The following is a 16,666-nucleotide window of genomic DNA, read 5'->3' as shown; positions in this document are numbered from 1 at the left end:
CATCCTCAGAGCCAGAAGGGGCAAGGGAAAGGAGAGGAGAAGATAGCAGGGTCTATATGAAGAATGTAAAAAAGAAAAGAAGTATAAGCTCAAAAAAGCTCCCTCTCAAATATAATTACTATCAAGAAATTATTGTCCAACCAGCTGAAAAATTACTAAAGGCTTTAATGGAAGCTGAAGAAAAAGAAAAGAAATCTACCCCACGTGTCCGTGAAACTGTTACCCACTAATAAGTTTTATAAATTCATTTTCAGATATCTCTAAAGCTTCTGCCCAATCTTCAATTATAGCTAATCTTTTTCTTTTACCGTAAATATTGCTTACAAGGAGCATAGCAATTCTTTTATTGCTAAATCCTTTAGCTTTGAGCCTCTTAACAAGTTCTTTTTGAGCCTTCTTTCTTAATGTTATATGAGCACTACCTTCCAGCTGTTTAATGACCTCAACTAAATGCTCATGCGATAATGAAGATACATCAACATCTAAAAAACTTTCACCTTCACCTTTTACCTTCATAAGTATCCCTCTTAGCCTCCTGTTTCGTCCTCTTTGCTCGGTGTAAGCTCAACCTCTAAATCAAGGAGCTTTTTTAGGCGGGTCACATCATTCTTATTCAAATCTACTGGAAGTTGAATTTGGATAACAAGGTCAGGTCTCAACGACCACACCAGGGTTCTCATATTTTTCTGAGTGCTACTAATTTGCTGGGGCAAAGGCATTGAAGGAACAGTGCTCAAAGCTTCTGACTGAGTTCTTTTAGCAACTCGTTGAACCAATTTGGGCTTCCATGCATGGAATGCTTTTATATTCTGCCCATATGTTTTGAAATCACTGATAATTCGCCGTACCCTGGAAATATAAGTCCCTAGCGATGCTTGGGAAAGCTGCAAGTGATTCATTTGCCTGTGAAAGATTTCCTCAAGGTGTTCCGTAATATAATCCAGGTCTGACGGTTCATCATCTGTAAGCCCCTCTGCAACAATTTTTAACACTGAAAGCATACTCATGGCTGTACTGCTCGGATACTTACCGAGCTTCTCAGACTTTTTGACGAATTCTTCCAATTGACCAATGATTTGCACCTTGTTTGATTGCATTATCACACATACCTCCTTATCTGAATTAATCTATTTTTAACTATAGCACAAACTGTGCTTATTTTTCAATGTATCACAGCGGGATAAGTTTGTCAAGCGGAAAATAATTTTAGATTTTGATAGATTTTAGATAAAATCAGGGGAAAGCTCCTTCATAGTAAACACAGGGCCTTCTGTGCATATGTATTTTTCTTTCATATAGCAGTGTCCGCACTTGCCAACTCCGCACTTCATGTGTGCCTCCAATGTGGTAACGATTTTTTCAGGAGGAATGCCCTTTTCAGAAAGGCTTTTTAATCCAGCCTCTATCATTAAATGAGGACCACATATATAAGAAGTGGCATTCGGGAAATCGACATCTACCTTATCCAGATGCCCTGTAACTACTCCTACTCTGCCAGTCCATTTGTCGTTTTTTCTGTCAACCGTAAGGATAACCTTCATGGATTTTGCCCAAACCTCGGTCTCCGATTTATAGATTATATCATCGGGTGTTTTCGAGCCATAAACAAGAAAGACATTTCTATAGTTCTTTCTGTTTTTTATAATCTCATATATAAGTGCTCTTATAGGCGCTATGCCCAGACCTCCTGCCATCAGAATGACATCTTTGTTTTTAGAGATATCGAGTGGGAATCCATTTCCATAAGGGCCTCGGATTCCTACACTCTCGCCTGCCTTCATTTCATGAATCGCGGCTGTTACATATCCAACTTTTCTAATGCAGAACTTAAGTGGCTCATCCATGGAGGATGTCACTGATATTGGCACCTCTCCATAGCCAAAGAGGGATACCATGAAGAACTGTCCTGACTTCCATGAGAAGGGTTTTTTTGTCCTCATAGTATAGAGGTTAACATCTTTAGTGAGGGAGATAACCTCCTCGATAACTGCCTCAGAGGGCATATATATGTTATTTTTCCGTGTCAACTTATCTCTTCTTTCATATTTATAAGGACACTTGCCATGTCTATACTTGCAGGGCAGGTAATGGTGCATCTTCCGCAACCAACACATCCATAGGCGCCCAATGTCTCAGGGTAGTGGATGAGCTTATGGAAAAACCATCTTTTTGTCCTCAAAAGCCTTTTATCTCCTGGGATGATGCCTCCTGCGAGCCTTGTGAAGCCTTTAAATAAGCACGAATCCCAGAGCCTTGCCCTTTCCACAATCTCATCTTCATATGTCCTGTCTATGACTGTAAAGCATGTGCATAGAGGGCATTCATACACACACCCACCGCACTCAAAGCACCTGTCCGTTACCTTCTGCCAGAAGTCATCTTTTACATTTCCTGAAAGTATCGCCTGTCTTGCCGAGCCAAGGCTTATTCTTTTCTGAAACATTGCCTTTGAGCTCAGCTCTATCTCAAAGAGGTCCTCGAGGTCTGTCTTGTCAGGGTTTCTCATAAGGAATGAATAACGGTTAAGCCAGTGCTCTGCCTCATTGGAGCCTGACTGCACAAGGTATCTGTCTCCGAGGTCATAAAGCTGTATATCAAATCCCTTCTTTAAATAAGGACCTGTGCCTAAGCCCGAACAGAAACATGTCTCATCCGGTTTGCCACAGACTATGGAGATAAAAAAGGTGTTTTCCCTTCTTGAGGCATAATAAGGGTCTTTAAAGCCTCTGAGGAAAAACCTGTCAAGAATGTTCACTGCCGAGACATCACAGCTCCTTACTCCGAATATTACCCTCTTTGAGCTGTCTTTGAGGTCTGAAATACCTGAGCCTGTTTTCCTTAGAAAAGGCTCAAACTGCGGAAAAAGAAACTCCTTTGGCGAGGGAAGGGATGTAGGGCAGTCAAGAGCTATCTCATGTATGTTTTGGATTTCAGTAAACACGATATCCTCTCCCCCTTGCCTAAGGGGTGCAATAAGCCTCATATTGTTTCTTAGCTGTCTTAACCAGTAAGAAAGATAGTTCTTCTCAAGTATACGATTCTTAATGATGCTCATCGGATGCCTCCACCTTTACTGCACACACCTTAAGCTCAGGTATCTTTGCACATGGGTCTAATGCCGGGCTCGTAAGAAGGTTCCCTGCTGACTCCCTGAAGTGAAAGGGTATAAAGACCGTTCCTTTAGGGACCCTCTCAGTGAGCTCTGCAAAGGCTTTTATCTCTGCCCTTCTCGAAGACACTTTAACAGGAGATTTATCCTTTATGCCTATTGTCAGGGCATCCTCTGGGTTTATCTCTATCTTACAGATAGGCTCATCCCTTTCTAGGACACATGTCCTTCTTGACATCGTGCCTGTGTGATACTGAAAAGAGAGCCTTCCTGTTGTAAGCAAAAACGGGTATTGGGCATCAGGAACCTCAGACGGAGGCTTATAGCCAACTGTTATGAAAGAGCCAAGTCCTCTTGCGAATTTTTTCCTATGTAGATAAGCTGTGCCTAAATGTGAGATGTCTGGGCATGGCCACTGAATGCCAAATCCTCCTTCGAGCCTGTGATGCCTTATGCCTCCATAAGATGGGGTAAGAAGTGCAATCTCCTCCATTATCTCATAGGTGTCCCTGTAGTGCATCCCATAGCCCATAAGCCCTGAAAGCTCGCATATAATCTGCCAGTCAGGCATTGCCTCTCCCGGAGGCTCAATTGCTTTTCTCAGGAGCTGAATCCTTCTTTCTGTGTTTGTGAATGTGCCTGTTTTTTCGGCAAACGATGCCGATGGCAAGATGACATCTGCATATGTGCATGTCTCTGAAAAGAAAATATCCTGCACAGCCAAAAATTCTAATTCTTCGAAGCGATGCCTCGTATGGCTCAGGTCAGGGTCTGAAAGTGCGGGGTTTTCTCCCATTATAAGCATTGCCTTTACATTTCCATTAAGCATCTCCATTAGCGTAAGCCCCTGAGTTTCAGGCAGTTTCCTCCTCCATGCCCTTTCGAACTTTCTCCTTGCCTTTATGTCAGAGACAGGCTGATACCCTGAATAGAAATCAGGCAGTGCACCCATATCGCATGCACCCTGAACATTGTTCTGACCCCTGAGGGGATTAAGCCCAGACATCGGAAGACCGATATGTCCGGTTAGCATTACAATGTCAGCGCATGCCCTGACATTGTCACTGCCTGTTATGTGCTGTGTTATGCCCATCGAGTAAAAAAGCATGGAGCGCCTTTCAGTGGCATAAATCCTTGCCGTCCGTCTTATATCGGTTGCACTAACGCCTGTAATCCTTTCGGCAGTCTCAGGCGGATAACTATTAAGGAGTGCCTCGAAGGCATCGAAATTCTCGGTCCTTCTCCTTACGAACTCCCTTTCGACATGACCTTCCTCGATAATGACATTCATGATGCCAAGCAAAAGTGCAACATCCGTTCCACATCTATGCCTGAGATGAAGATGGCTCAACTCTGCTATCTGTGTCCTTCTCGGGTCAGCCACTATAAGGGTTGCACCCCTGTCAACTGCATCGAGCATGTGTCGCCCAACCATTGGATACTGCTCTGTGACATTTGAGCCAATAACGAATATGACGCGTGCATCCCTTATCTCGCTTATGGAGTTCGTCATTGCACCTGCTCCGAATGCAACCGAAAGTCCGCCTAATGTTGCGGAGTGGCAGAGCCTTGCACAGTGATCTATGTTGTTTGTGCCAACCCCTGCCCTTGCAAATTTCATCATGAGGTAGTTTTCTTCATTAGTGCATTTTGCAGAACTCAGGATTCCGATTGACTCTGCTTGAGAGGTCTTCTTTATGCGATTGAGTCTTTCAGCCACTGTCCCTAAGGCTTCCTTCCATGACGCCCTTCTCAGAGAGCCATTTTCCCTAATCATTGGATAACGAAGCCTTTCAGGGTGTTGGACGAATTCATAGGAGTTCCAGCCTTTAACGCAGAGACTGCCTCTGTTGACAGGATGGTTTCTGCTTGAAGAAACACCTGTAATCCTTCTGCCCTCCACATGAAGATAGATACCACATCCACATCCACAATATGGGCACACTGTTAGAAACTTTTCCATGGCTAAAATTCTACTCCAATATCAGGAAAAAGTGACATAAGAACACCTATCCTGTCTGTAATCAGGATTATCCCGAAGATTATAAGGACAATGCCACTTAGAATCATTATTGCCCTCATGAACTTATAGAAGACCTTTGTATGGCTTAAAAAGGTGTTAATGGCAAGCGATGACATGAAAAAAGGGATAGCAAGACCAAGCGAATAGACCGTAAGAAGTTTGATGCCATATACTGCCGAGCCCTTTGTTCCTGAATAAAGCAGTATCGAGCCCAATATTGGCCCTACGCATGGAGTCCAGCCTATTGCAAAGGTCATGCCTATGAGAAATGAGCCTATATAGCCCATGGGTCTTCCATGTATGTGAAACTTCTTTTCCTTCATTAGAAAATCAAGCCTTAGAAAGCCTGCTATAAAAAGCCCAAACACGATTATGAGAATGCCACCTGCTATCCTTAAGTAGTCCTGATAATCATAAAGCAGTTGACCTATGAGTGAGGTGGATGCTCCAAGCAGAATGAATACCATAGAGAAGCCTGCTATAAAGGCAAGGGAATTCTTAATAGTAAGCCTTCTTATCCTCTGGCGGTTCTGTCCTCTTGTGAGTTCCTCGAAAGACACGCCTGTTATATATGAGACATATGATGGAACGAGGGGTAAGACACAGGGCGAAAGAAAAGACAACACACCTGAAAGGAATGTTAAAGAATAGGATATATCTTTCATCTTGCACACTCGATGCAACTTCCCCTCAGTTTCTCAACTGCATGAGGGATAACATCTATGATAGCGGTCATGCCTTCTTTGACTGCCTTTGGAGAGCCAGGAAGATTTATTATCAGGGTCTTATCCCTTATGCCTGCCACCCCTCTTGAAAGCATTGCCCTTTTAGTCTTTTTGACTCCGTAAAGCCTTATTGCCTCAGAAATGCCAGGGACTTCTTTATCTATAACCTCTTTGGTTGCCTCTGGCGTTACATCTCTTGGGCTCAAGCCTGTGCCTCCTGTTGTTATGATAAGACTTACCTTTTTTGAATACTTAATAAGGGCATTCTTTATCAGGTTTCTTTCATCAGGAAGAATCTTATAGTGTTTGACCTCAAACCCAATGCCTTTAAGCATATTCCTGATTATGGGGCCACTTTCATCCATTCTCTTACCCTTTGAGCCTTTATCGCTTAATGTAAGTATAGCGGCAGTCATTTTATCCTTATCCTACTCCCTACTTTTAGGCTTCCTCCTTTAAATATCTTAACGAATATTCCCTCTTTTGGCATAATACAGTCACCTGCCTGATAATAGATAGAGCATCTTCTATGGCATTCTTTTCCTATCTGAGTTACCTCTGCCTCAATATCGCCTATAAGCATTTTTGTTCCGACTGAAAGCTTAAGGAGGTCTATGCCCTCAGTGGTTATGTTTTCGGCAAAATCCCCTGCAGATACATTAAGCCCAAGGTCATTCATCTTCTTTATGCTTTCTAAAGCAAGAAGACTTACCTGCCTTTTAGGGTCTCCTCCTGCATGGGCATCGCCTTGGATGCCAAAGTCAGGAAGTATAGTTACCTCACTCACAGGGCTCTTGCGCATTCCCTTAGCTTTGCTTATATTTATGGAGATGACCTTTCCTTTAATCATTATCCCAATAGCGTCAAGCTCCCTTTTTATCAGCTTCATTTTAACACAGAAAACAGATTTACAAACCTACTGGTATGTAATATGATTTAAATCATAGTTTAATGTGTGAATATTTACTTTAATTAAGTCTGGAGGCTTTAGCTTAGAGGAGGTAAGTTTGAGCAGGAAAGGAGGATTACAGTTAACAGAAATCAGATTTTTAAAAGTATGATTAAAAGGAGGAGTTTATGAGGTATCTAAAGATTTTTATAACAATCGGGTTTGTCCTTGCCCTATTAGGCATAGCCCAGGCAGGAACTGCAAAAAGCGTATGTATCGAATGCCATAAGAAGGTCACACCCGGCATTGTGAAACAGCATCTCGAAGGAAAGATGTCAAAGGCAGGGATTGATTGTTCGACATGTCATGGCAATGAGCATAGCAAGATGGATGATGCTCATCGGGCAAAAATGCCCACTCCTGAGACATGCGAAGGCTGTCATTCAAAGCAGGCAGGACAATTTAAGGAAGGAAAGCATCATCTGGCATGGATAGCAGCCATTTCAATGCCTATGTGGACCCAACAGCCAAAGGCAGTCGTTGGCACAGGCTACAAGGGATGCTCAGGATGCCACAAGGTTGGCATAAAGCCTGAACCTGAAAGACATAGTTACCGTTATGGAAATGCCCAGTGCGATTCCTGCCATACGAGACATGCGTTTAAGAAGGCAGAGGCACTTGACCCGAGGGCATGTCAGACCTGCCATATGGGCTTTGACCATCCACAATGGGAGATGTGGTCAACATCAAAGCACGGCACAATCTGGCAGATAGAAGGCAGTAAAAGCAAAAGGGCACCTACATGTCAGACATGCCATATGCCCGGTGGAGACCATGCCGTTATGACTGCATGGGGTTTTCTTGCACTCAGGCTTCCAGAGGAGGACAAAGGCTGGCTTAATGACAGGGTTACCATCCTTCAGGCATTAGGTGTGCTCGACGATAAAGGAAACCCAACAGAAAGACTTGAGGTTGTAAAGGCAGGCAAGGTCGCAAGGCTTACAAAAGAGGAGTTCGCAAAGGAAAGAGAAAAGATGCTCAAGGTCTGTAGTGGCTGTCATGGTGCGGGATATGCAAAGGCACAGCTTGAGGCAGGTGATATGATTATAAGGGATGCTGATTTAGTTTTTGCAAACGCTATAAGAGAGGTGCAGGGGCTTTATAAAGACGGGGTGCTTAAGAAGCCTGATACATGGACTGTTGCACCTGACCTTTTACAGTTCTATGAGGCAAAAACCTCTATAGAGCAGGACCTTTATCTCATGTTCCTCGAATACAGGATGAGGGCATTTCAGGGTGCATTCCACATGAACCCTGACTATATGCACTGGTATGGCTGGGCTCCGCTGAAAGAAACACTCCAAAAGATAAAGGATGAGGCAGAGGCATTAAGGAAGGAGAAAAAGTAATACTTTTTTTAGAAGGGGCGACTTTAGTCGCCCCTTCACACTTTTAAATCACCCCGAGGCATTTGTTATGAGCAGTCTCGGAGTAAAACCTAAGTCCTTTCTATTATATCTCTCAGCATATCGGAAAAAAACTGATATTCATCCATCCCCTCTGGTCTTTTGGATAAATCAACCTCAAGCGGCATGATGGGTTTGCCGAATGTAAGGGTTATCCTGCCCCATCTTGGAATCCTTGCACCTCTTGGAAGTATCTTGAATGTGCCACTTACCTTTAAAGGAACAACCGGCACATTAAGTAAAACCGAAAGAATCCCTATGCCTTTTTTAAATGGCATAAGCTCTCCATCAAATGACCTTCCTCCTTCAGGAAATATAAGGAGGCATCCGCCTTTTTTTAAGGCATATGCTGAAAGCTGGACTGCCTTACTAAGATAAGTCTCAGGGTCTATGAGTATTACATGGCTAAGCCTTGCAAAGACAGAGGTTAGTTTTCCCCTAAAGTATCTCTGGTAGCCCTGAATGTAAAGGTTTTTTAAAATCTTAAGCGGAATGCCTCCTACGATGGCAAAGCCATCGAGATAGCTTGTGTGGTTCGATGCTATGATGAAAGGCATTGCAGGAAGGTTTTCGATTCCCTTAATCTTAAGCCTGAAGAATATCTTGAAGAGGATTTTTACGATGCTTGCAGTAAGTGCTGTAAGGGGCCATTCAAAGGCAGTTCTTTTAAATCCAGCCTTCTTTTTCTCTTCATAGTCTGGCTCTTTTTCGATAATTGCTTTTAGGAGGTCAAGGGTCGGTGCTTCCTGCCATAGAGAGGGAATTGCCTTAAGAGAGCGTAATTTTTCCGTTAGCTCTTGGACTGTCTGGACCTCTGAGGCAAGGGTCTCTGGAAGTTTCATTGACAATGCCTTCTCCAAAGAGACGATAAGCTCAAGCCTCTTAAGGGAATCTAATCCAAGGTCAAGCTCGAGATTGTCTTTTGATTGAACATATCTCCTCTCCTCGAGAAGAGGCATAAGGCATTCGATGACCTTTCTGCCTGTTTCATCCTGTGTGAGTGTCCTGTCCTCCTCAGGCATGGGTAGTTTTGCTTTTAAAAGGTCTTTTATCATGAACCTTCTTAATTTGCCAATTGGTGTTTTTGGAAGTGCTTGAGGATAAAGGGTGTATCCAAGGAGCCTCATATGAGGAGGGAGTTTCTGTGAGACCATATTAATCTGCCATCTTAATGCCTCATTTATATTACCAATCTGCTCCTTTTTTGCATATTCCATATCAGGCACTATAATTGCTTTTAGTCTGCCTGCATCTGCCATAACGCAGAGCTCCTTAATAAGGGAGATACTGCTATATTGCCTTTCAACCTCCTCTGGATAAACATTCTTCCCTGATGAAAGGACTATCAGATCTTTTTTACGTCCTGTAAGGAAAAGATAGCCTTCTGTGTCTAAATAGCCGAGGTCTCCGCTCAGTAAGAAGCCGTCTTTAATGACACTATCGGTTGCCTTCTGGTTTTTATAATAGCCTTTCATGAGCATAGGGCATTTTATGGCAACCTCTCCTTCACCTTGAGATGTGGGGTTTATTATCTTTATCTCAACAGATGAAAGGGGTTTTCCTACTGAGCCGGGCTTTCTCCTTTGGGACGGGTTAAATGTCACTACAGGAGATGTCTCTGTAAGACCGTAGCCTTCAAGTATAGTAAAGCCCAATGCCTCGAGGTCTTTCATTACCTCAGGCTCAAGCCTTGCCCCGCCAGATGCTATGAACTTCAATTGCCTTCCAAATGCCCTGTGAACAGGACTAAAGATAACCTTACCTATATTAATATCCCATGTTCTTCTTAGCCTGCTAAAAAGCCAAAAAGCCGAAATCAAAAGCCATTTAATAGGGAATGCCTGTTTCCGAAGCCTCTCCATAAGCCTCTGCCTTATAAGCTCAAGCATCCTCGGCACTGAGATAAATATAGTGACTGCTTTTTCCTTTATATCGGAGACAAGCTCGGGGCCTTTAAGACTTCTTGGATAAGTTATCTCTGCTCCAAGAGATATAGGCAGAAGGAATGTGCACATAAGGGCATATGTATGATGAAGGGGAAGGGCTGAAAGCACATTGTCAGCTTTATCTATAACCCCTGCCTTTATAAGGGCATCTATGTCTGAGTATAGGTTTTTATGAGTAAGCATCACTGCCTTTGGAATGCCTGTTGTGCCTGATGTATAAACCAAAACCGCTATGTCGTCTTCGTTTACATGAGGAAAAGGAGGCTTAGCCGAGACAACTAAGGCAAATTCCTTTGAGTCGAAATTTAAGGTAGGCTCGAATCCTCGTGGAGGCTGTGCCTGCTCACTATGGAATATAAGCTTTGTCTCTGAGTCCATGAGGATTGCATCAATCTCATCCGGTGTAAGGCTGACATCTATTGGAACCGAGATAGCCCCTATGGAAACTATTGCAAGAAATGCAGAGCACCATTCATACCTATTTTCCGAGATTATGGCTACCTTCTGTCCTTTCCTTATCCCTTTATTTATAAGATATGAGGAGAGGGCAGTTGTCTTTTCCATGAACTCTCCATATGTAATGGTGTGCCATCCCTCCTTATAGTAATTGAATGCAGTCCTGCCAGATTCGTGTTTATAAAGGCTAATGGAAATAACCTTGTTCATAGCAGGGGTTTTTTAAGAGCAGTCAGTGCCTTTTCGTGAAGCATCTTATTGCCAGAGGCTAATATCGAGGTGGCTTTTTTAAGGGAAAGCTCTATATCGCTGACCTCTTTGCCTTCGATGTCGGTGAATATGCCACCTGCTTCTTTGACAAGAAGCCATCCGCCTGCAAAGTCAAAGCATCTTGAAAGGGATGGAGTTACAAAAATGCTTATGCCTCCTTCTGAAAGATAAGCAAGGTCAAGTGCAGTTGCACCGAGACATCGGGTCCTATGAAACTTTGAAAGAAGGGGGATTATTTTCGGAATATCTCTTCCTGGCACCTGAGCCTCATAGGCTAAAAGCCTCATCTCATCGTCTTTCTGCGTGCAGATGGGATTACCGTTTAAGAAAGCACCTTTGCCCTTTTGAGCCCAGAACTCATCGTGGTTTACGAGGTTTATTACATACGAAAGCTCTATGTCCTTAACCTTGTTGCCATCTGCTATTGCAATGGATGTGCAGTAAAAAGGTATTCCAGACACTGCATTTCTGCTTCCATCTATCGGGTCTATGAGAACAGTCTTTCCACCGCCCTTAAGCTCTATCAGTCCTGCCTCCTCTGAAAGTATGCTCAGGGGAATGCCTGATGCCTCAAGCCCTGAGATTATAATCTCCTCTGCCTTTTTATCTATTGGATATGTCCTGTCTCCGCCTGCGCCCCGTGGAAGTTGCAGGGCAGATGGCTTAAATGGAACAAAGACCTCTTTAGTTAATTCATCAAAAAGTCTTTTACTGATTCTCCGAAGTAGTCTTTTTATCTCCATCTGAGGATATTTTAAGCTAATAGGGAAAGACTATCAAGTATTGACCGCAGGGATTTAAAAAAGGTAAAATTAGCCTGCGGATAGATTTTAAAAATCCCATATGCGTCATTTTTTACGAGATTAAACTCAAAATATAGCAAAATGATTTTGGGGAGTAGTGTAAAGGCAACACGGCAGATTCTGGATCTGCTTATAGGGGTTCGAATCCTCTCTCCCCAGTGAGAATTGGTCCCATCGTCTAGAGGCCTAGGACGTGGCCCTCTCAAGGCTAAAACACGGGTTCGAATCCCGTTGGGACCGCCAAACTCACTGCCTTTAATGTTATAATTAACTCCGATGCAAAAAATAACTGTTCAGGATTTCTTAAAGAAAAAGCAGGAGCGAAAAAAGATAACCATGCTCACTGCCTATGACTATCCGTTTGCACAGATTGTAGATGAGGCAGGCATGGATGCTATATTGGTTGGAGATTCCTTAGGAATGGTCATTCAGGGGCTTCCTAACACACTTCCTGTTACGATGGATGAGATGCTATATCATACAAAGATGGTTGTAAGGGCAGTGAAAAATGCAATGGTCATAGGAGACATGCCTTTCATGTCATATCAGACAGGCATATCCGATGCAGTAAGAAACGCAGGCAGGTTTCTTAAAGAAGGAGGGGCATCTGCCGTAAAAATAGAAGGAGGCAGAGAGGTCGTCGAGCAAATAAGGGCTATGACTAAATCCGATATACCTGTCATGGCACACATAGGGCTTACACCCCAGTCCATACACAGAATGGGTGGATATAAGGTTCAGGGCAAAACAGAAGAGGCTCAAAAAAGGCTTCTCGAAGAGGCATCGCGGGTTGAGGATTCAGGTGCATTCGCACTCTTGCTTGAGGCAATACCAATAGAGCTTTCAAGGGAAATCACAGAAACCCTCACCATACCAACGATTGGCATTGGAGCAGGACCGCACTGTGATGGTCAGGTGCTTGTCCTACATGACATATTAGGCTTATTCGAGAGGTTCGTGCCAAGGTTTGTGAAGAGATATGTAAATCTGAAAGAGATGTCGCTTAATGCTATAAAGGCATACAAAGAAGATGTCGAAAAAGGCATATTCCCTTCGGAAAGCGAAAGCTTTAAATAAGTGCAGCCATTTTTCCTCATAGCAAAGACAATATCCGATGCTTGGTTTCAGCTTATCTATAACCTCTTTGACCATGCCTATGAGCAGAGGATTCAGAAAGGCTCATTTGAGAAAGAGCAATATCGGCTTCAGTATTCAGGAATCGCAGTTTATATCGAGCATCCTTACTATGACATGGTGCCTCAGATGCCTCCTAACTCAAACATCCCTCCACCAACTGCACAGGAATACATAGAGGATTATTTTGCCAACTACCTCATGGACCCTGAGCTTGCTGAAAACGAGACTTATAAGTATGCATCGAGAATCCACTCAAAGATGCCAAAAGGTGGGACACAACTTGAGCGTGTTATGGAGATCCTTAAGGAAACTCCTCTTACAAATCAGGCAGTCATTGAGATAGCAACCCCTCAAGATTTAGATGTCTGCATAGGAAACGATGGAAAGCTCGACCCGCCATGCCTGAGACTCCTCGATTTCAAGGTCATACCGCCTGATACACTTACGGTCAGTGCATATTTCAGGTCATGGGATTTATGGGCAGGGTTTCCAACGAATCTTGGAGGCATCGAGATTTTAAAACAATTCGTCTCAGGAGAGACAGGGCTTAAAAACGGGCCAATGTATGCCTATTCTGCAGGTGCCCATATCTATGGGTATCAGGAAGAGATAGCAAGATTAAGGACTTTGAGGAAGGGGTGAAGAGTGTTGACCCTGCCCCTGCTTTAGTCAGATTCCCTGCAGTTGACAGATTGTGAAATCTTATACTATATTAGTAATATAATACAAGGAGGTGCATAATGCCAAATATCAGCATTTATCTGAACGATGAAACATTAGAGGCTGTGCGAACGAAATCAAAGATACAAAAGATTCCCCTTTCAACAGTTATACGGGAGGCAGTTGAACAATCCCTTGATATATCCGAAAGTAAGGATGCCCGCAGACATGTCCTGAAAGTGATTACAGAAAAGAAACCTCTGGGTAAATGGAAAGAACTTCATAAGGAAAGAACCGCGGCAGATGTTCACAGGAGTTGATACAGGCTTTTTCTTTGCACTTCAAAATGAGCACCCTTCTGCCATAGATGTCTGGGAAAATCAGCCAATTGTAACATCCGCTGTTGTGCTGTATGAGCTACAGAGAAAACTGCTTCAGAAGAGATTTGAAGGATGGAAAACGGTTATTGAGGATATTGAAAAATCGGTATTGGTAGTTCCGATTACAAAAGACATTGCTTTAAAGGCGAGCCATATTGCCCATGTTACAGGTATGCCGGGACTGGATGTCTTAATCCTCTGCTCTTTGCTTGAGGCTGGGTGTAAGGAGATCTATACAATGGACTCTCATTTTGAGCTGTATCGCGGGAAAGGAGTTAAGATTATTAATTTAGGGTAGTGCAAGGTCTTCTCTAAGAAAAAGGGTGATATGTTAAAATAAACAATGGCATTCGTAATAGCATTGGCTGGTAAGGGTGGAACAGGTAAGACCACAATCGCCGCACTCACAGTAAGATACCTCATCGAGAAAAGAAAAAGCCCTGTGCTTGCAGTTGATGCTGACAGTAACTCATGTCTTAATGAGTCATTAGGGGTTAGTGTCCATCAGACAGTTGGCGGAATGAGGGAGGAATCCCTTCAGACCATAAGGGCAGGCAAAGACCGTTCCGGTGGTATGAGCATGGAGGGGCTTTTTGATTATCAGGTTCAGCAGTCGGTGATTGAGGCAAAGGGGTTTGACCTCATTGTTATGGGAAGGCCCGAAGGACCGGGCTGTTATTGTGCGGCAAATAATATCATAAGAAAATACACTGATAAGCTTTCAGAGCAATATCCCTATGTTGTCATTGACAATGAGGCAGGCATGGAGCATCTCTCAAGAAGAACAACACATAAGGTTGACCTTCTTTTAATTATAAGCGACCCAACTGTTAGAGGAATACAGACTGCAAAAAGAATAAACAGCCTTGTTGATGAGCTTGGGCTCGATATCGGCAAAATGGCACTTATAATAAACAGGGTTCGTGAAGGAGGCGGTGAGCTTGTTGACTATGCCAGAGGTTTGGGTCTTCATGTAGCAGGCATTCTTCCTGAAGACAGTGCTATTTTTGACTATGACCTTAGTGGAAAGCCGATAATTGAGCTTCCTTCCGAGACTTCCTCTATGAAGGCAGTTTTTGAGATACTTGATTCCATGGAGATTCCTTAAGATTTAGCAGACCTTAACCCTGAGATAAGCCCTTTTATGGCAGGCAGTAAAATTGCCTGCTTCTTTCTGCTTAACCCTCGGAGCAGGGTTAATATCTCCGCTATTTCATTTTCAGTTTTTCTTTTAATTTTATCAGATGGAAGGGTTAGAAGCTCTGAGAGGGGTGTCCCCAAGGCATTCGCTATCATGTAATAACTATATATAGAGGCGTTAACCTTGCCATTTTCAATGTCGCTGATATATGTTGGATGAAGTCCTGAAAGCTCTGCGAGCTTTTCCTGTGAAATCTTTTTTGCCTTTCTTACTGTTCTGATTTTGTCTCCGAGGGTCTTAAGAAGTCTGGTAGTCTCCATATTTATAGAGAATAAAAGAAAACCCTAATTTAATTAATAGACAATAGGCTATATTTTTCTTGACAATCTTAGACTATTTATGATATTGTCCTCCAAGTTCTGGCTCATAGGCTATAGATAGCTATTAAGGGGGGTGGGAACTGACAGATAATCTTTGACGGAGTATGGGAGGGTCAAGTTTTTCCAACAACCAAATCAAAATAGAGGGAATAATACATAGAAAGCAACAGAAAGGACAGCAAAATGGCAGATAAAATAATTAGGAATGTGGTGCGGTTTGGCATAAGCATAATAGTTCTGTTAACTTATGCTTGCATGGGAATAGTTCAAACGCATGGCACCCCGGTAAGAACAGAAAATATTACCCAGTTGATAAAGGGCAAAAGCACGAAATCTGATGTTATCTTTTTGTTTGGAATGCCGTCCGGAGAAATACTCTACGGAATGGCTCCAATTATAACATCTGGAGATGATAAGATATATGTATATGGGCAGTGCAAAACACAAACAAAATCAAGAGCTAGTGCTGCAAGCTTTATCCCTATAGTGGGACTATTTGCTGGAGGTGCTACTGCTAAAAGTGAAACAGCATGTGAACAGCTTGCGATAATGCTTGATAAGAATGATATAGTAAAGACATATTCCTACCATCCCGATGACCCTGTAAACGAGGAGAATACTGCAAAACTGATAAACGGCAAAAGCACGAAATCTGATGTAGTTGAATTATTTGGAGCGCCTACTACTGTGTCCGCCGATGATAAAGAAGAGATATATATGTATGAAAAATGTTTGGGGTCCTCAAAGGTTGGTACTGGGCTTGCTACTTTTGGGGTATCAAGTTCTTCCTCGTGCAAAAAACTTATGATAATGTTAGACAGGAACACAGAGGCAGTAATTAGATATTCTTATCAGCCGTATGTATCCACAGAAAGGATAAGGATAGAATAAGGGGCCATTTTTAGGGGTCAGTGGTAATTAGCTTATTTTGTAGAAGTGTTAGAGAAAAAAGGGGGTTAACCAAATTGAGACCATGGAAAATTATAGCTTTATAGGAGGGCAATATGAAGCCTTTGAGAATTTTTGGGGCAGTGGTGTTCTTTGTAATTTGTTCAGCCTTTTTCTTTGGATGTTCACCTGCATATAAGGCAACAAAACGAGGTGATGAACTTTTAAAAACAGGGAGCTATTACAGCGCTACTAAGGAATATTTGAGTGGTCTAAGTTTAGACCCAAATTACCAGAAGGCAAAGGTTCAGCTTTGCACGATTTCAAAACAGGCATATGAGCAGGAACTGGCAATAGCTGGAAATTTTGAAAAGACCTCAGATTTTGAGTCCG

General features: G+C 42.8%; 20 protein-coding genes and 2 tRNA genes. 11 read left to right on the top strand and 11 right to left on the bottom strand.

The genetic code is table 11. The annotated features are described in order from the left end of the window. Positions 1-56 precede the first annotated feature (56 nt). The gene (locus HY805_02925; protein MBI4823168.1) at positions 57-230 is read left to right on the top strand and encodes a hypothetical protein; all 174 of its coding nucleotides are present in this window, start codon (positions 57-59) and stop codon (positions 228-230) included. On the opposite strand, the gene HY805_02920 is transcribed toward HY805_02925, so the two are convergent. From HY805_02920 to HY805_02885, 8 genes are all read right to left on the bottom strand, one after another. Next, entirely contained in the window at positions 220-516 is a 297-nt protein-coding gene (locus HY805_02920) for a hypothetical protein (GenBank protein ID MBI4823167.1), read from the bottom strand. The genes HY805_02925 and HY805_02920 overlap by 11 nt on opposite strands. Positions 517-527: 11 nt before the next feature. Next, positions 528-1,097: a hypothetical protein gene (locus tag HY805_02915; GenBank protein MBI4823166.1), complete on the bottom strand. Its 570-nt coding sequence runs from the start codon at positions 1,095-1,097 to the stop codon at positions 528-530. Between the two features lie 126 nt (positions 1,098-1,223). Next, positions 1,224-2,027, bottom strand: a complete 804-nt coding sequence (locus tag HY805_02910) for an FAD/NAD(P)-binding protein (protein ID MBI4823165.1) — start codon at positions 2,025-2,027, stop codon at positions 1,224-1,226. Next, complete coding sequence (locus HY805_02905) at positions 2,024-3,055, bottom strand: 4Fe-4S dicluster domain-containing protein (GenBank protein ID MBI4823164.1); 1,032 nt, start codon at positions 3,053-3,055, stop codon at positions 2,024-2,026. The genes HY805_02910 and HY805_02905 overlap by 4 nt, the downstream gene beginning before the upstream one ends. Next, the gene (fdhF, locus tag HY805_02900) at positions 3,042-5,072 is read right to left on the bottom strand and encodes a formate dehydrogenase subunit alpha (GenBank protein ID MBI4823163.1); all 2,031 of its coding nucleotides are present in this window, start codon (positions 5,070-5,072) and stop codon (positions 3,042-3,044) included. The genes HY805_02905 and fdhF overlap by 14 nt, the downstream gene beginning before the upstream one ends. A gap of 2 nt (positions 5,073-5,074) precedes the next feature. Continuing rightward, entirely contained in the window at positions 5,075-5,797 is a 723-nt protein-coding gene (locus tag HY805_02895; protein MBI4823162.1) for a cytochrome c biogenesis protein CcdA, read from the bottom strand. Continuing rightward, positions 5,794-6,273, bottom strand: coding sequence for a MogA/MoaB family molybdenum cofactor biosynthesis protein (locus HY805_02890; protein MBI4823161.1), 480 nt, complete (start codon positions 6,271-6,273; stop codon positions 5,794-5,796). Before HY805_02890 ends, HY805_02895 begins: the two co-directional genes overlap by 4 nt. Then, the gene (locus HY805_02885) at positions 6,270-6,707 is read right to left on the bottom strand and encodes an MOSC domain-containing protein (GenBank protein ID MBI4823160.1); all 438 of its coding nucleotides are present in this window, start codon (positions 6,705-6,707) and stop codon (positions 6,270-6,272) included. The genes HY805_02890 and HY805_02885 overlap by 4 nt, the downstream gene beginning before the upstream one ends. A 227-nt stretch (positions 6,708-6,934) precedes the next feature. On the opposite strand from HY805_02885, the gene HY805_02880 reads away from it, so the two are divergent. Continuing rightward, a complete protein-coding gene (locus tag HY805_02880) occupies positions 6,935-8,155 on the top strand; it encodes a cytochrome C (protein ID MBI4823159.1) in 1,221 nt (406 codons plus the stop codon). Between the two features lie 89 nt (positions 8,156-8,244). Here HY805_02880 and HY805_02875 read toward each other — a convergent pair whose 3' ends face one another. Then, positions 8,245-10,824 (bottom strand): AMP-binding protein, encoded by a 2,580-nt coding sequence (locus HY805_02875; protein MBI4823158.1) that lies wholly within the window; start codon positions 10,822-10,824, stop codon positions 8,245-8,247. Beyond that, positions 10,821-11,627 carry a hypothetical protein gene (locus tag HY805_02870; GenBank protein ID MBI4823157.1) on the bottom strand — a complete coding sequence of 269 codons (807 nt, stop codon included), beginning with the start codon at positions 11,625-11,627 and terminating at the stop codon, positions 10,821-10,823. Before HY805_02870 ends, HY805_02875 begins: the two co-directional genes overlap by 4 nt. Before the next feature lie 148 nt (positions 11,628-11,775). Between HY805_02870 and HY805_02865 the strand changes: the two genes are divergently transcribed. The 7 genes from HY805_02865 (at position 11,776) to HY805_02835 (ending at position 14,972) form a co-directional block, all read left to right on the top strand. After that, a tRNA-Gln gene (locus tag HY805_02865) sits at positions 11,776-11,846 on the top strand. 8 nt (positions 11,847-11,854) lie between these two features. Beyond that, positions 11,855-11,930, top strand: a tRNA-Glu gene (locus HY805_02860). 33 nt (positions 11,931-11,963) lie between these two features. Continuing rightward, complete coding sequence (gene panB / locus HY805_02855) at positions 11,964-12,764, top strand: 3-methyl-2-oxobutanoate hydroxymethyltransferase (GenBank protein ID MBI4823156.1); 801 nt, start codon at positions 11,964-11,966, stop codon at positions 12,762-12,764. After that, a complete protein-coding gene (locus tag HY805_02850; GenBank protein MBI4823155.1) occupies positions 12,765-13,466 on the top strand; it encodes a hypothetical protein in 702 nt (233 codons plus the stop codon). It abuts the gene before it with no gap. Between the two features lie 98 nt (positions 13,467-13,564). Next, on the top strand, positions 13,565-13,804 hold the full coding sequence (locus tag HY805_02845) for a hypothetical protein (GenBank protein ID MBI4823154.1): 240 nt from the start codon (positions 13,565-13,567) through the stop codon (positions 13,802-13,804). Continuing rightward, on the top strand, positions 13,788-14,162 hold the full coding sequence (locus HY805_02840) for a PIN domain-containing protein (protein ID MBI4823153.1): 375 nt from the start codon (positions 13,788-13,790) through the stop codon (positions 14,160-14,162). The genes HY805_02845 and HY805_02840 overlap by 17 nt, the downstream gene beginning before the upstream one ends. 45 nt (positions 14,163-14,207) lie before the next feature. After that, complete coding sequence (locus HY805_02835) at positions 14,208-14,972, top strand: AAA family ATPase (GenBank protein MBI4823152.1); 765 nt, start codon at positions 14,208-14,210, stop codon at positions 14,970-14,972. Here the strand turns inward: HY805_02835 and HY805_02830 are convergent. Next, positions 14,969-15,325: a helix-turn-helix domain-containing protein gene (locus HY805_02830; protein MBI4823151.1), complete on the bottom strand. Its 357-nt coding sequence runs from the start codon at positions 15,323-15,325 to the stop codon at positions 14,969-14,971. The two genes, HY805_02835 and HY805_02830, sit on opposite strands and share 4 nt — an antisense overlap. A gap of 243 nt (positions 15,326-15,568) precedes the next feature. Here HY805_02830 and HY805_02825 point away from each other — a divergent pair, with 243 nt between their 5' ends. Beyond that, positions 15,569-16,276: a hypothetical protein gene (locus HY805_02825; GenBank protein MBI4823150.1), complete on the top strand. Its 708-nt coding sequence runs from the start codon at positions 15,569-15,571 to the stop codon at positions 16,274-16,276. A gap of 113 nt (positions 16,277-16,389) precedes the next feature. Further along, on the top strand, positions 16,390-16,666 hold a 277-nt coding region (locus HY805_02820; protein MBI4823149.1), incomplete at its 3' end, for a hypothetical protein.

It is taken from the genome of Nitrospirota bacterium (genome assembly GCA_016207905.1).
Taxonomy (GTDB): domain Bacteria; phylum Nitrospirota; class Thermodesulfovibrionia; order Thermodesulfovibrionales; family JdFR-86; genus JACQZC01.
Note: the sequence above shows the minus strand (reverse complement) of the source record. Positions and strands in the feature narration are given on the sequence as shown.